This is a genomic window from Peribacillus sp. NPDC058002, from assembly GCF_042886655.1.
Taxonomy (GTDB): Bacteria; Bacillota; Bacilli; order Bacillales; family DSM-1321; genus Peribacillus; species Peribacillus aracenensis.
Map to the genome: position 1 here is coordinate 1 of NZ_JBHVQU010000003.1, position 15,723 is coordinate 15,723.

A 15,723-nucleotide genomic window follows, 5' to 3' on the forward strand; every position below is an offset into this window, starting at 1 on the left:
CTGTGGAACTAGGACAGAAAAACCCCCGAAGCCTCTGCCGGCTTCGGGGGTTTTTCGTTATCCCCAAGGTTTTAAGACTTTTTTGTACCACGGGGCCCTTTTTTGTTCTTCTTCTTTTGGGGCATGTTTCGGACCCTTAAAGTGCTCGGCACAGTATTCGACAGGTTCGGTTCCTTTAACATAATAAGTCAATCTTGAAACAGGACAATCCTTTGTGGCCAATTTTCCGCTAACGGGATTCACCTTCACCCCGATTACGTTTTTGGTTTCTTTAAACGATTTTGCCGGTTTCCCTTGCAGGCCCTTCTCCATATAGGAAGCCCAGATTTTCTTTGCATAGCCCTTTTCTGCAGGGATTTCGATCTTTTTGCCTTGATCATATCCAGTCCATACTCCTGCAACAAGCCCCGGTGTGTAACCGATCATCCAGCTATCCGTCGGGGTGGACCCTGATTTGCCGGCATATGGGCGGGTTAACTGGGAATTGATGGTGCTGCCGGTCACCTTTGTATAGCCATTTAAGGTTTCATCGAAAACACCCGTAAGCATCTGGGTCATGACAAATGCCTTGTCCTCATCCAAAATCTGTTCCGGTTTCTCATTTTCATCAAAAATCACTTCACCTTTTTGATTTTCAACTTTTTTGATAAACACGGGCTTAACCTTCTTGCCGCCGTTGGCCAGAATGCTATACGCGTTCACCATTTCAATCGCCCTTACACCTGACGTACCGAGTGCCAGGGAAGGAACCGCATCCATCTTTGCCGTGATTCCGAAACGTTGCGCCGTATCGACCAATGTCTGTTCCCCAAGGAACAAGTGCGTTTTTACGGCGAAGATATTATCGGAAAGAGCAATGGCTTGGGCCATCGTGATTTCGCCTTCCGCATATTGATGGTTGTAATTATGCGGTGTGTATGATGAGTGACCATCATCGAAAGAAAATGTAGTTGTCTCGCTCTTTAAGGTGGTGGATGGTGTGAACCCGTTCTCCAGCGCTGAATAATATAGCAATGGCTTCATGGTTGAACCAGGCTGGCGAACGGCCTGTGTAGCTCGATTGAATGGCGACTCGGCATAATCTTTACCGCCGACGAGCGCACGGACCTCCCCGGAATCAGGATCCATTGCCACGATCGAGGCTTGAATGCCTGAAGACTTGGGTATGGTATTGGAAAGAACATCTTCGGCTGCATCCTGTTGGGTTTCGTCCAGTGTGGTGTAGACCCTAAGCCCGCCGAGCTCGATCGTCCGGTCATCCAAATGAAGCTGGGACTTTAAAGCTTGTTTGACGGCATCTTGGAAATAGGGAGCGGTCTTATTGGTGACCGTTCCGTGCTCGCCCTTTAATGTAAGGGATGTCCGCAATGCTTCCGCAATATTTTTTCCTGAAATGTAGTTTTGGTTTTTCATGGCTTGCAGGACAACTTTCTGCCTGGATTTCGCTTTTTCAAAGTTATCCAATGGTGAATAGTTTGACGGCCCTTTTGGTATTCCGGCCAGCATGCTCGCTTCAGGAAGAGTCAAATCCTTGGCATCCTTGCCAAAGTAATATTGACTTGCAGCTTGGGCTCCATATGCGCCGTGGCCATAGTAAATCGTATTTAAATAGCCTTCTAGAATTTCCTTTTTGGAGTAGTTCATTTCTAAACGAATCGTATAAAAAGCCTCATTAAACTTACGCGACCACGTTTTGTCATGCCCAAGAAACAGGTTCCTGGCATACTGCTGGGTTATGGTGCTTGCACCCTGGACTTTGGACATTGCCTTAATATCAGCAAGGATGGCACCGCCGATCCGCTTTATATCAAATCCATTATGAGTGTAAAACTGGCGATCCTCAACGGCGACAGTCGCTTGGATGAGCTGTGGTGAAATCGACTCCATTCCGGCCCAATAACGTTTTTGGCCATTATCTGTTTCACCGATCACATTTCCATTATCACTATAATAGAGAGTGGACTGCGGTACGACCAAAGGGGGAGGACCTAATATTTTTGCATAAATCAGTAAAGAGAGAAGCAATACAAAGAGTATCGTGAGCCCGATTGTGGCAAGGATGATGAAGGCCCGTACATATTTAGTTGTCCTTTTAAATCGTTCGCTTGGAATCAATTCCATTGCTTTCACCTCTCTTATCAGGTAAGAATCTAGTATCTATTACTATTATGGAAAAAAAAGAAAATTTTAAACATAAGAACTGCATTTATGAAATTTATCTTGCAATTCTGCTAGATTCGTCTATAATTTTTCTAGCTAATGACTATACCGATTTTGGGGAACCTATAAGGTAACTGACAATATGAAATGGAAAAGGAGCGTTAATAAATGAGCATTTGGTTTACTGAAAAACAAACAGAGAATTTTGGTATTACGATGAAAGTGAATCGTACTTTACATACGGAGCAAACTGAGTTTCAAAAGCTTGATATGATTGAAACGGAAGAGTGGGGCAATATGCTATTGCTGGATGACATGGTAATGACTTCACAGCGCGATGAATTCGTTTACCATGAAATGGTAGCCCATGTTCCTTTATTTACCCATCCTAATCCAGAAAACGTTTTGGTTGTAGGCGGAGGAGACGGAGGAGTTATCCGTGAAATCCTAAAACACCCAAGCGTAAAAAAAGCTACATTGGTTGATATCGATGGGAAAGTTATCGAATACTCAAAGAAATTCCTGCCTGAAATTGCAGGCATGCTTGAAGATCCGCGTGTAGACGTACAAGTTGGGGATGGTTTCATGCACATCGCCAAAAGTGAAAATGAATATGACGTGATCATGGTTGACTCGACTGAACCTGTCGGACCTGCTGTCAATTTATTCACAAAAGGTTTTTATGCCGGGATTTCCAAAGCTTTGAAAGAAGACGGGATTTTTGTGGCACAATCCGACAACCCTTGGTTTAAAGCGGACTTAATTCGCGATGTACAACGTGATGTGAAAGAAATATTCCCAATCACCAGCCTGTATTTAGCGAATATCCCGACATATCCAAGCGGCCTTTGGGCATTCACGATCGGGTCGAAAAAATATAATCCATTAGAAGTGACTGAAGATCGTTTCCATGAAATGGAAACTAAATATTATACAAAAGAACTTCATAAAGCAGCATTCGTTCTGCCTAAATTCGTTCAAGATTTAGTGAAATAAGGGAGGCATGGACCATGAAATTCGATGAAGCTTATTCAGGCAATGTATTCATTAAAAGCCACCCTGTTTTTGAAGAATCAGAAGCTGTACTATACGGCATGCCGATGGACTGGACGGTAAGTTTCCGTCCGGGTTCTCGATTCGGCCCTACCCGGATTCGTGAAGTTTCAATTGGTTTGGAAGAATACAGTCCTTATTTAGATCGTGAATTAGAGGAAGTTAAATTCTTTGATGCCGGGGATATTCCATTACCATTCGGCAATCCGCAGCGCAGTATCGATATGATTGAAAAATTTGTCGACAGCGTGTTGGATGCAGGTAAGTTCCCAATGGGCATGGGAGGGGAACATCTTGTCACATGGCCAGTCATTAAAGCCATGTTCAAAAAGTATCCCGATATGGCCATCATCCATATGGATGCCCATACAGATTTACGTGAGGATTATGAAGGGGAGCCGCTTTCCCATGCGTCCATCATCCGTAAATCCGCAGAACTTATCGGCCCGAAAAATGTATACTCTTTCGGCATTCGTTCCGGTTTGAAGGAAGAATTCCAATGGGCAAAAGAAAATGGCATGCACATCTCTAAATTTGAAGTTCTTGAACCTCTGAAAGAAGTACTGCCGCAGTTAGCTGGTCGTCCTGTATATGTGACGATCGACATCGATGTTCTTGATCCTGCGCACGCGCCAGGGACAGGCACCGTTGATTGTGGAGGCATCACTTCCAAAGAGCTTTTGGCTTCGATTCATGAGATAGCACGGTCCGAGATTAATGTAGTCGGCTGCGATTTAGTAGAAGTGGCACCGATTTATGATCCATCCGAGCAAACTGCGAACACGGCGAGCAAGCTGATTCGCGAAATGATTCTAGGTTGGGTTCAAAAAGGTTAAGGATGGAAGGCTTGGCTGTTCCCGTTTTTTGCGGGAATGGTCTTTTTTTATCCATTCAGGAAAAGAATTTTATACCTGAAGGACCCTTTTTGAATAATTTCGCCCCAATGAGTCATTATTGCGTTAAAATCAAATGAATGGCAACAACATGATTTCGACAGTTTATCCCCACATTTTTGGATTTACACTTTATTTTCCGCTCCAAGTTGAAACTTCCTTGAAGAATATTTATACTTATAAAGTTAAGAACGACATGATGAAGGAAGTGTAGCTTTGACTCTTCATGATATAGATAAGCATGCTATTAAAGTGACTTTACAGACAAAAATCATGCACGGCTCAGAAACGGAAACGTATGAGCTGGTGACATTTGGTACAAAAATGTATAAAGGTGCAGATTTATATTTGCAATATAAAGAGGAAAATGAAGCCGGTCAAACACAAACGACCATCAAGCACAAACCGGATGAAACGATCCTGCTTAGAAATGGCGACATTAAAATGAGGCAGCTTTTCCGCCTGCAGGAAGCGACAAATGGACATTATGAAAGTATATATGGCAGGTTAGGATTACGGACGACCGCGAAGAAGATACATCATCAATGGGATGAACAGACCAAACAAGGGAAACTTGTCCTTAAATATACGTTACATATGCAGGGAAGCGAACCCGGTCAATATGAGATGACGATTTCCTACAAGGAGGAAGCATAGCGCATGAATATAGTAAAAGAGGTACAGGAAAAACTGAAAGAAGAGATTAAAGCGGCAGTCATTAAAGCTGGGTTGGCAACGGAAGAGCAGATTCCAAATGTTGTATTGGAACTGCCAAGAGATAAGACACACGGAGATTATTCCACGAATATGGCCATGCAATTAACGAAGATTGCAAAGAAAGCGCCAAAGATGATAGCAGAGGCAATCATCGAAAACTTTGACAACTCAAAAGCATCCATCGAAAAAATCGAGATTGCAGGACCTGGTTTCATCAACTTCTACATGAATAATTCCTATTTGACAGAATTGGTTCCTGTCATTTTGAAAGTGGATGAAGCATATGGGGAAAGTGACTTTGGTAAAAGCGAAAAAATCCAAGTGGAGTTCGTTTCCGCGAACCCGACCGGTGATCTTCACCTTGGTCATGCCCGTGGTGCAGCAGTAGGTGATACATTATGTAATGTCCTCTCTAAAGCAGGTTATGATGTTTCACGTGAATACTATATCAACGACGCAGGAAACCAAATTAATAATTTGGCCATTTCCATAGAAGCCCGCTATTTCCAGGCACTTGGCCTCGAAAAGGATATGCCGGAGGGCGGCTATCATGGCGAAGATATCATTGGCATCGGTAAAACGCTTGCCAGTGAATTTGGGGATAAATATGTAAATGCAGATGAAAAGGAACGTTTTGAATTTTTCCGTGAGTACGGCTTGAAATATGAAATGGAAAAACTGAAAACGGACTTGGCTAATTTCCGTGTCGGATTCGATGTATGGTACTCCGAAACATCTCTATATCAAGACGGTAAAATTGATGAGGCACTCAAAGTGTTGAGGGACAGGGGCCATGTCTACGAGGAAGATGGGGCTACATGGTTCCGCTCTACTGAACTAGGCGATGATAAAGACCGGGTGCTAATTAAGCAGGATGGGTCTTACACATATCTGACACCGGATATTGCCTATCACCGTAATAAATTGGAGCGCGGCTTTGAAACGCTGATCAATATCTGGGGTGCAGACCACCACGGCTATATACCGCGTATGAAAGCGGCGATCGAAGCATTGGGGTACAAACGCGAGCAGCTTGAAGTGGAAATCATCCAGCTTGTTCACCTGTACAAGGATGGCGAGAAAATGAAGATGAGTAAGCGTACCGGTAAAGCAGTTACGATGCGTGACCTTATTGACGAAGTGGGTCTCGATGCAACCCGTTATTTCTTTGCGATGAGAAGTGCCGATACTCATATGGATTTCGATTTGGATCTTGCGGTTTCACAGTCCAATGAAAACCCGGTTTATTATGCACAGTATGCCCATGCCCGAATTTCCAGCATTTTACGCCAAGGTGTGGAACAAGGGATCAGCTATGAGGGCGTCACTGATTTCTCTGCCCTAGCTACTGAAAAAGAAGTGGAGCTTTTGAAGAAATTAGGAGAATTCCCTCAGGCAATTGCTGAAGCAGCCGAAAAACGGATGCCTCACCGCATGACGAATTATATATTCGACCTGGCTTCTACATTCCACAGTTTCTACAATGCTGATAAGGTTTTGGATGTTGAAGAGATGGAAAGAAGTAAGGCGCGTTTAGGACTGGTCAAATCCGTCCAAATTACCTTAAAGAATGCATTAGCCATCATCGGGGTTTCGGCACCGGAAAAAATGTAATGGAAAAAGCGGCTGTTTCTAACGAAACAAGCCGCTTTTTTTTTAGGTTAATTAGCACTCGACGGCACCACCGCTCACCCTTTTTACACCACGAACCTTAGCTATATCTTCAATCAGCTGCAACATTGCCCGATCCTTCATCTTGGCCTCAATCATGAAATCGACGTCCTGTCCAAGATCCTTAAGCACTTTAAAAAGGGGCATGATGAAGTCCAAATCGATATAATCTGCATGCGAGCGAAATTCACCTGCCGATTTTGGGGATGAAATATGAATCTTTGGTACCGCTCCTGCTTGTCTCCAAGTGGCGAATACCTCGGTGAGCAGTTCGTTAAGCGGCTCATCTGAAAGATTTGCGAGATGATGGTGATAATCGAATACAAGTGGGATGCCTTCCCCCTTACATACGCTCAGGGTTTCAGATGCTGTATAGGTTTTATCATCATTCTCAAAAGTCATTCTTTCCTTGACGTGCATAGGCAGCGATTTAAGGTTGTCATGGACCCTTACAAGGGCGGACTCTTTATCACCATAGGCCCCGCCGACATGGATATTGATGAAAGAGGTGTCCGCAATGCCCATTGCATCAAGCATTTTATAATGGAACTCCATATCTTTTATGGCATTTTGTGTAATCTCGGGCTTTGGGCTGGTAAACAGCGTAAACTGATTGGGATGAAAGCTGATCCTCATCTTCTGTGCAGTGGCCCAATCACCAAGCTGTTTCCACTCTTTTTTTAAAGGTGTAACGAAATCCCATTCTATTTCGGGATGTGTGGCTAAAGGAACAATGGAACTGGACATCCGGTATATTTCTATTTGGTGAGCCGTGTTATATTGAAGGACCCTTAAGGTATTTTCAATGTTCTGCCTTGTCACATCCAGGAGTTTTTCCATTCCTTTTTCGGCGCCAAGTGAACTATATCGCTTGTAAGTAAGTGTCTTAGCCGGAGAAGCTTCCCATAAACAGGTGGCATTGGATACGAATCCAAATCTTATTTTCATTATATTTTTCTCCTTGAGGAACGGGATGTCAAAGAAAAGGAGAAAGGATGGTAGCCAGCGATTCTTTTGCTGAACGGACTATATTCATGTTGGAAATCGCGTCCCCGTTTAGCGGCTTGGATTCGGCTAGGTCCACCGCCAACTCCTTTTCTACATCTTCTATGAATGTCCGGTCAAATACGATGCAATTGATTTCACTATTTAAAAAACAACTGCGTTTATCAAAATTAGCCGTACCGATATCACACATTATATCATCAATCAGAATCACTTTAGAATGGTAGAACCCTCTTTGAAATTGCATGATTTCAGCGCCTTCTTTTATTAGTACCCGGAAATAGGGGAAAGAAGCTTCCTTGACAAGGGCATGGTCTGAAATTTCAGGTACGATGATCGTAACGGAAACATTGCGTGCAAGTGCTTCCCTTAATTCTTGAAATAAAGTTTCACTGGGAATGAAATATGGAGTCCCGATAATGATTTTTTTAGTGGCTTGCCGAATTATGTGTGTAAGTGACTGTTCAAGATCACTGCCATTCGTGACGACAAACTGCTGTGCCTGCGTTCCGGGAGTCAATGTCGGGAAATAGGCAGGCGTTCCTCTGTAATCTTCGTTTGTATCATAGAACCAATCCGAGAGGAAGACTTCCTGAAGGTCCTTTACACCTTCCCCGGTCATTTTTAAATGGTAATCTCTCCACGGGTTCAGCTTCTCCCCTTGGTTTATATACTCCTTACCGATATTAAAGCCGCCAAGATAGCCGATTTTTCCATCTAGCACCGTGATCTTACGGTGATTTCTTTTTTGTATTGTATAGAAAAGGAAGGGGAGTTTCGGTTTAAAGCTGAAAGAAAAATGAACACCGCTTTTAGTTAGCTCCTGTATGATTTGGCGGGACATCTTTTTACTTCCTACCCAATCGGCTAAAAGCCGCACTTCCACGCCCTCTTCCGCTTTTGATTGCAGTAACTTCAAAAAGTCCTTGCTGAATTTATCATTTTTTACAATATAAAAAAGAATATGGATGGAATCCTTAGCTTGCTCTACTTCCTTCATGTAATCATCAAACAGGAGTTTCCCTGATGTGAATACAGTCATGTCGCTGTTCCGAGGCGGGTATTTTATGTTGGTTGCGTGCTTCAAATAACGCTTATGCCCTATCTTGAGATCAACCCAGCACCAAGAGAAGATCAATAAAAATATAGAGGCAATCGTAGTGATTATCTTCAAAAAAATCCCCCCTAAATGATTATATTTAGTTTGGCTCTAATTCCCTGTTAGTAACCATTAAAAAGTGGGGAGAGGGTTCTCATTTTTTTTAGAATGAAGAAGGGTAATACGAGAAACTGTCGAATTATAATTTTAAGATGCAGAAAAATTAAATGGTTTTAGAAAGAAAAAAGTTGACTGAATGCTCATTCATTATATAATGGAGTTAATCAAATTTCAGAAAAATGCCAAATTTCCCAAAAAGGTACCTGGCATTTTGCAATTTACTAAAGAGGGGGAAAGTCTGCATGGAAATGAATGGTTTACTGTGGATCAACTTAGTTGCATTCCTGTTTGTAACCGCTTACGCCGCCAGTTTGTTTGTCTACTTGATAAAGACCCGTATAGCTTATATAAAACTTGGCAAAAAAGTGGAATTCGATAACCGTGTGAAAGATCGTCTTGTTAAAATAGGGGTTTATGTATTTGGACAGAAGAAGCTCTTTAAAGATAAAAAGAGCGGGATCATTCATGCCATGTTATTTTATGGTTTCATTTTAGTGCAATTTGGTGCACTTGACTTTTTCGTTAAAGGCTTAAGGCCGGGGTGGCATTTACCGTTTGGCCCAGTTTATCCAGCCTTTACTTTCTTTCAGGAAATTGTGACGCTCACCGTTCTTGTTGCAATCCTGTGGGCGGGATACCGCCGTTATGTCGAAAAGCTCGTTCGCTTGAAAAGGGATTTCAAAGCCGGTTTGGTTGTCATCTTCATCACCGGTATCATGATCACCGTATTATTGGGGAATGGAATGGGAATGATCTGGCATGGTCACGATGCAACTTGGTCAGAGCCAGTCGCATCAAGCATCGCTTTCTTATTCGGCTGGATGGGGTCAACAGCGGCAACAGTCGTTTTTTATGTAGCTTGGTGGCTGCATTTACTGATCATATTATCTTTCCTTGTTTATATCCCGCAATCTAAGCATGCTCACTTGATTGCCGGTCCGATAAATGTATTCCTGAACCGACTGGACAATCCAGGGAAATTGAAACCGGTTGATTTGGAAGAAGAGGTTTTCGACAAGGAAGGCAATCAATATTACGGTGCCAAATATATTGAAGATTTGACGCAGTACCAAATGGTGGACCTCTATGCATGTGTGGAGTGCGGGCGCTGTACGAATATGTGCCCGGCTACAGGCACCGGTAAAATGCTGTCACCGATGGATATCATAATCAAGATGCGTGACCATTTAACAAATACAGGCGCTGCCGTTACAACGAAGCAGCCATGGGTGCCATCTTTTGTTTTTGGGAATACGAAGGGAAATAAGATAGCTTTGGCTGGTGCAGCACAGGGGACGCAGGAATCTGCTGCAGCAGCCGAGGCTTACAGTCCGAGCCTGATTGGCGAAGTCATAACGGAAGAAGAGCTTTGGGCTTGTACCACATGCCGGAATTGTGAAGATCAATGCCCGGTAATGAATGAACATGTCGACAAAATCATCGATATGCGCCGTTACCTAGTGTTGACAGAGGGCAGACTTGATCCTGATGCGCAACGTGCCATGACGAATATTGAGCGTCAAGGAAACCCGTGGGGACTGAACCGTAAAGAGAGGGAAGATTGGCGAAGCCTTCGGGAAGATGTCAGCATTCCTACCGTGAAGGAATTAAAAAAGGCAGACGAAGAATTCGAGTATTTATTCTGGGTAGGTTCAATGGGATCGTACGATAACCGTAGCCAGAAGATTGCCCTTTCCTTTGCTAAACTATTGAATGAAGCGGGCGTCAAATTTGCAATTCTCGGAAATAAGGAGAAAAACTCAGGGGATACTCCGCGTCGATTGGGTAATGAGTTTGTCTTTCAGGAGCTTGCAATGAAAAATATAGAAGAATTCCAGAAGAATGAAATTAAGAAAATCGTGACGATCGATCCGCATGCATACAATATCTTTAAGAATGAGTATCCGGATTTTGGCTTGGAAGCGGAAGTGTACCATCATACTGAACTGTTGGCCACACTTGTCAGTGAAGGCAGGTTGGTGCCTCAGTATCCCGTGAATGAGACGATTACTTTTCATGATTCCTGTTACTTGGGAAGGTACAATGAAGTTTACAGCCCGCCTCGTGAAATCTTGCAATCCATCGATGGTGTGAAACTTATTGAGATGGAGCGTAATCGCGAGAAGGGAATGTGCTGTGGAGCTGGAGGCGGTTTGATGTGGATGGAAGAGGAAACAGGAAACCGCATTAATGTGGCCCGTACCGAACAAGCGCTGGCCGTCAGTCCAACAGTGATCAGTTCAGGGTGTCCTTATTGCCTGACCATGCTATCTGATGGGACGAAAGCAAAAGAAGTTGAGGAAAATGTTAAAACGTATGATGTAGCTGAACTACTGGAAAAAGCGGTCATTGGTGAAAATAAATCGATTGCCTCTTAATTTTAAATGGAATTGCCTGCTTCTTCTAAATGGGTTGGATCAAATGGAAGCAGGCAATATTTTCAAATTTTTATAAACTAAATATTTTCATTTTTGAGAAAAATGTGTAATATTATATATTATAAAGCGCTTACAACACTATTTTTTTTTACTCCAAATTGAGCGAGCGTTCAATCAATGTTACTTATAGGGGGAAATAATGATGGCGAAAACAGTGATTATTAGCGGTGTGAGAACACCTTTTGGTAAATTTGGCGGTGGTCTTAGCAGTTTGACGGCATCACAACTTGGTGGAATAGCAATCAAAGAGGCACTTGTTCGGGCAGGGATCGAAGGCAGCCTGGTAGACGAGGTCATCATGGGGAATGTGCTTCAAGCAGGCCAAGGCCAAATACCGTCCCGTCAGGCAGCCCGACATGCTGGATTGCCTTGGGAAGTGAAAACGGAAACCATTAATAAAGTATGCGCATCAGGACTTCGCAGCGTCACATTGGCTGATCAGATCATTCGCTTAGGAGAAGAAGAAATCATTGTTGCCGGCGGAATGGAATCGATGAGCAATGCGCCTTATATCCTTCCGAAAGCAAGGTGGGGACTAAGGATGGGTGATGGGGAACTGAGGGATACGATGATTTCGGATGGACTAAGCTGCAGCTTTACGGGCGTCCATATGGGGACTTACGGAAACAGTACTGCCGAGGATCTTGAAATCACCCGTGAGGAACAAGATAGCTGGGCTTACGAGAGCCATCAAAAAGCGATAAAGGCAATCGATGGCGGTATTCTCGCAGAAGAAATCATTTCCGTACAGGTGCCGGTACGAAAAGGCGAACCAATTACCATTGAACATGATGAAGCTCCAAGAAAAGATACAACTGCCGGGAAGTTAGCTAAATTAGGTCCAGCCTTCAATAATGAGGGAACCATTACGGCAGGTAATGCACCAGGTGTCAATGATGGGGCAGGTGCACTTGTATTGATGAGTGAGGAACGTGCGGAAAAAGAAGGGAAAATACCTTTTGCCTATATTTTAGGTCATGCTGAAGTGGCAGTGGAAGCAAAGGACTTCCCTAAAACGCCAGGTTTGGTCATAAATGAACTCCTGAAGAAGACAGATAAATCGATAGAGGAAATTGATTTGTTTGAAGTGAACGAAGCATTTGCAGCGGTTGCACTGGCCAGTGGGAAAATTGCCAACATCGAGCCGGGAAAAGTGAATGTTAACGGAGGGGCTGTAGCATTAGGTCACCCAATCGGGGCCAGTGGTGCCCGCATCATCATTACGCTGATGCATGAACTGAAACGCCGCGGAGGGGGATTGGGCATCGCAGCGATCTGCAGTGGCGGCGGTCAAGGAGATGCCATCTTAATTGAAGTGCCTAAGCAAGGATAATAGTTTCATAGATAAATGAGGGGGGATTTTCATGGGCATTCAAAAAGTGATGGTCATTGGTGCAGGACAGATGGGATCTGGCATTGCCCAGGTCTGTGCAATGAGCGGTTACGAAGTTCTTTTACACGATTTAAAAGTTGAATATGTGGAAAAGGGGTTAGGGACAATTACCAAGAACCTTTCCCGTCAGGTTGAAAAAGGGAAAATGGAATCCGGGGAGAAAGATGCAATCCTTTCCCGGTTGACTTCATCGACGAATTTGAAAAATGCGGCTGCGGTAGATTTAGTGATTGAAGCTGCGGTGGAAAACATGGAAATAAAAACAAAAATATTCGCCGAGCTGGATGAAATCACACCGCAACACGTCATTCTTGCATCCAATACTTCTTCGCTTCCGATAACCGAGATAGCCGCTGCCACGAAAAGGCCGGAAAAGGTAATTGGCATGCATTTTATGAACCCCGTTCCAGTCATGAAGCTGGTTGAGGTCATTCGAGGCCTTGCTACATCGGATGAAGTTTATAAAGAAGTTGAAAAGATGGCTGAATCCTTGAACAAGGTACCGGTGGAAGTCAATGATTTTCCAGGTTTTGTAGCTAATCGGATTTTAATGCCGATGATCAATGAGGCCATCTATACACTATATGAGGGCGTAGCTACCAAAGAGGCGATCGACGACGTAATGAAAATGGGAATGAACCATCCGATGGGCCCGCTTACTCTAGCTGACTTCATTGGGCTGGACACATGCTTGTATATAATGGAAACCCTTCACCAAGGGCTGGGAGACGATAAATACCGACCGTGTCCGCTGTTAAGGAAATATGTAAAAGCTGGATGGCTAGGCAAGAAATCAGGACGGGGCTTTTACGAATATAACTAATCATGGAAAGATGTGCAGCTATGGAGGGATGAAGGATGGATTTCAAGTTTACAGAAGAACAGGAAATGATGCGGAAAATGGTAAGCGCTTTTGCGGAGAATGAGATCACTCCTCATATCGAGGCAATGGAAACAGGCGTGTTTCCAAAAGCGATTCTGCAAAAAATGGGTGAGCTTGGTTTGATGGGAATTCCGATTTCAGAAGAATACGGTGGCGCGGGTATGGACTTCATGTCTTATATCATTGCCATCAATGAGATTTCCAAAGTAAGTCCCACTCTAGGTGTCATACTGTCCGTTCATACTTCTGTTGGAACAAATCCAATCGTTTATTTTGGAACGGAAGAGCAGAAGCGAAAGTATGTGCCCAAGTTAGCTGCTGGTGAATATTTAGGCGCCTTTTGCTTGACTGAGCAAAGCTCAGGTTCCGATGCTGCGAGTTTGAAATCGAAGGCAGTGGCAGTCAAGGAAGGCGGAGAATATCGAATAAATGGGTCCAAGGTTTTTATCACCAATGGCGGGGAAGCGGATGTGTTTATTGTTTTTGCTTCAACCGACCCTCAGAAGGGAAGCAAGGGAATCTCTGCTTTTGTCGTGGAAAAAGGAACGCCAGGCTTAATCATCGGCAAAGATGAACGTAAAATGGGCCTTCATGGCTCGAGCACCGTGCAGGTAACGTTCGAGGATATGAAAATCCCTACAGCCAATCTCCTTGGCAAAGAAGGTGAGGGCTTTAAGATCGCAATGGCCAACCTGGATGCCGGAAGGATCGGGATTGCGGCTCAAGCGCTGGGAATTGCTGAGGGTGCCATGGAACATGCTGTTAAATATGCAAAAGACAGGGTGCAATTCGGCAAACCCATTGCACAACAACAAGGAGTTGGTTTCAAACTGGCCGAAATGGCAACGGGCATAGAAGCTTCGAGGCTACTGGTCTATCGGGCGGCTTATTTACGCTCGCAGGGATTGAAGTGCGGTAAAGAGGCGGCAATGGCTAAGCTATTCGCTTCGAGAACGGCTGTCGATGTGGCGATAGAAGCAGTCCAAGTGTTCGGAGGCTATGGATATACAACCGAATATCCGGTCGAACGCTATTTCAGGGATGCAAAGGTAACTGAAATCTATGAGGGTACCAGCGAAATACAGAGAATGGTCATCAGTAAGAATCTATAATCACGAAAAATTTGGAGGGCATATTCATGCAATTTAAACTAACGGAAGAACATGAAATGATCAGGAAAATGGTGCGCGACTTTGCCCAGAATGAAGTGGCTCCGACCGCTGCCGAGAGGGATGAAGAAGAACGATTTGACCGTGAAATCTTCGATAAAATGGCTGAGCTTGGATTGACTGGGATTCCATGGCCTGAGGAATACGGCGGAATCGGCAGTGATTACTTAGCATATTGCATAGCGATTGAGGAACTTTCCCGCGTTTGCGCATCCACTGGGGTGACTTTATCAGCCCATACTTCGCTCGCAGGATGGCCAATATATAAATTTGGGTCTGAAGACCAAAAACAAAAATACCTTCGCCCGATGGCACAGGGTGAAAAAATCGGTGCATACGGACTGACTGAACCTAGCTCAGGCTCAGACGCAGGCGGTATGAGGACGACTGCAAAGCTTGTAGGTGATGAATATGTCATCAGCGGTTCAAAAATCTTCATTACGAACGGCGGGATCGCGGATACTTATGTCGTCTTTGCATTGACGGACCCTGAATCGAAACAAAAAGGAACGAGTGCTTTTATCATTGAAAAGGACTTCCCAGGCTTCAGTGTTGGTAAAAAAGAGAAGAAGCTTGGGATCCGTTCATCACCGACCACGGAAATCATCTTTGATGAGTGTCGAGTGCCTAAAGAAAATCTCCTTGGAAAAGAAGGAGAAGGCTTTAAAATTGCGATGATGACGCTTGATGGCGGCCGTAATGGAATTGCAGCCCAGGCCGTAGGCATAGCCCAAGGTGCATTGGATGCCGCGGTTGATTATGCAAAAGAGCGCGTCCAATTCGGCAAGCCAATTTCTGCACAGCAAGGAATCGGCTTTAAATTGGCGGATATGGCAACGGGTGTTGAGGCTTCAAGGCTATTAACCTATCAGGCAGCGTGGTTGGAATCAGTGGGCCTTCCTTATGGAAAAGAGTCGGCGATGTCCAAACTTTTTGCTGGTGATACAGCAATGAAAGTGACGACGGAGGCCGTGCAGGTTTTCGGGGGTTATGGATATACAAAGGAATATCCAGTGGAGCGGTATATGCGCGATGCGAAAATAACCCAGATTTACGAGGGTACACAGGAAATTCAAAAGCTGGTCATCTCACGTATGGTTACTAAATAAGGTTGAAACAGAG

Annotated in this window: 12 protein-coding genes; 9 read left to right on the forward strand and 3 right to left on the reverse strand. The window is 44.1% G+C overall.

Annotated features, from left to right (window positions below):
- Positions 1-57 precede the first annotated feature (57 nt).
- Positions 58-2,121, reverse strand: coding sequence for a transglycosylase domain-containing protein (locus tag ACFVSH_RS01265; RefSeq protein ID WP_387704413.1), 2,064 nt, complete (start codon positions 2,119-2,121; stop codon positions 58-60).
- A gap of 207 nt (positions 2,122-2,328) precedes the next feature.
- Between ACFVSH_RS01265 and speE the strand changes: the two genes are divergently transcribed.
- The 4 genes from speE to argS all read left to right on the forward strand — a co-directional run bounded on the left by speE (position 2,329) and on the right by argS (position 6,437).
- Positions 2,329-3,156 carry a spermidine synthase gene (gene speE / locus ACFVSH_RS01270; RefSeq protein ID WP_192207283.1) on the forward strand — a complete coding sequence of 276 codons (828 nt, stop codon included), beginning with the start codon at positions 2,329-2,331 and terminating at the stop codon, positions 3,154-3,156.
- Positions 3,157-3,170: 14 nt separating this feature from the next.
- Positions 3,171-4,049 (forward strand): agmatinase, encoded by an 879-nt coding sequence (gene speB / locus ACFVSH_RS01275; RefSeq protein WP_192207282.1) that lies wholly within the window; start codon positions 3,171-3,173, stop codon positions 4,047-4,049.
- 273 nt (positions 4,050-4,322) lie between these two features.
- Entirely contained in the window at positions 4,323-4,763 is a 441-nt protein-coding gene (locus ACFVSH_RS01280) for a YwiB family protein (RefSeq protein WP_387704415.1), read from the forward strand.
- A 3-nt stretch (positions 4,764-4,766) separates the two neighbouring features.
- Positions 4,767-6,437: an arginine--tRNA ligase gene (argS, locus tag ACFVSH_RS01285; protein WP_387704417.1), complete on the forward strand. Its 1,671-nt coding sequence runs from the start codon at positions 4,767-4,769 to the stop codon at positions 6,435-6,437.
- Positions 6,438-6,488: 51 nt separating this feature from the next.
- On the opposite strand, the gene uvsE is transcribed toward argS, so the two are convergent.
- Together uvsE and cls are read right to left on the reverse strand one after the other, a co-directional pair.
- Positions 6,489-7,442 (reverse strand): UV DNA damage repair endonuclease UvsE, encoded by a 954-nt coding sequence (gene uvsE / locus ACFVSH_RS01290; RefSeq protein ID WP_387704419.1) that lies wholly within the window; start codon positions 7,440-7,442, stop codon positions 6,489-6,491.
- Between the two features lie 28 nt (positions 7,443-7,470).
- Positions 7,471-8,673 (reverse strand): cardiolipin synthase, encoded by a 1,203-nt coding sequence (gene cls, locus ACFVSH_RS01295; protein WP_387601406.1) that lies wholly within the window; start codon positions 8,671-8,673, stop codon positions 7,471-7,473.
- Between the two features lie 293 nt (positions 8,674-8,966).
- Here cls and ACFVSH_RS01300 point away from each other — a divergent pair, with 293 nt between their 5' ends.
- From ACFVSH_RS01300 to ACFVSH_RS01320, 5 genes are all read left to right on the forward strand, one after another.
- Positions 8,967-11,096, forward strand: a complete 2,130-nt coding sequence (locus ACFVSH_RS01300) for a (Fe-S)-binding protein (protein WP_387704481.1) — start codon at positions 8,967-8,969, stop codon at positions 11,094-11,096.
- A 202-nt stretch (positions 11,097-11,298) separates the two neighbouring features.
- Entirely contained in the window at positions 11,299-12,489 is a 1,191-nt protein-coding gene (locus tag ACFVSH_RS01305; protein ID WP_387601404.1) for an acetyl-CoA C-acetyltransferase, read from the forward strand.
- 31 nt (positions 12,490-12,520) lie between these two features.
- On the forward strand, positions 12,521-13,372 hold the full coding sequence (locus tag ACFVSH_RS01310) for a 3-hydroxybutyryl-CoA dehydrogenase (protein WP_260285881.1): 852 nt from the start codon (positions 12,521-12,523) through the stop codon (positions 13,370-13,372).
- Between the two features lie 35 nt (positions 13,373-13,407).
- A complete protein-coding gene (locus ACFVSH_RS01315) occupies positions 13,408-14,544 on the forward strand; it encodes an acyl-CoA dehydrogenase (RefSeq protein ID WP_260285882.1) in 1,137 nt (378 codons plus the stop codon).
- Between the two features lie 26 nt (positions 14,545-14,570).
- Positions 14,571-15,710, forward strand: coding sequence for an acyl-CoA dehydrogenase (locus ACFVSH_RS01320; protein WP_387601401.1), 1,140 nt, complete (start codon positions 14,571-14,573; stop codon positions 15,708-15,710).
- Positions 15,711-15,723 lie beyond the last annotated feature (13 nt).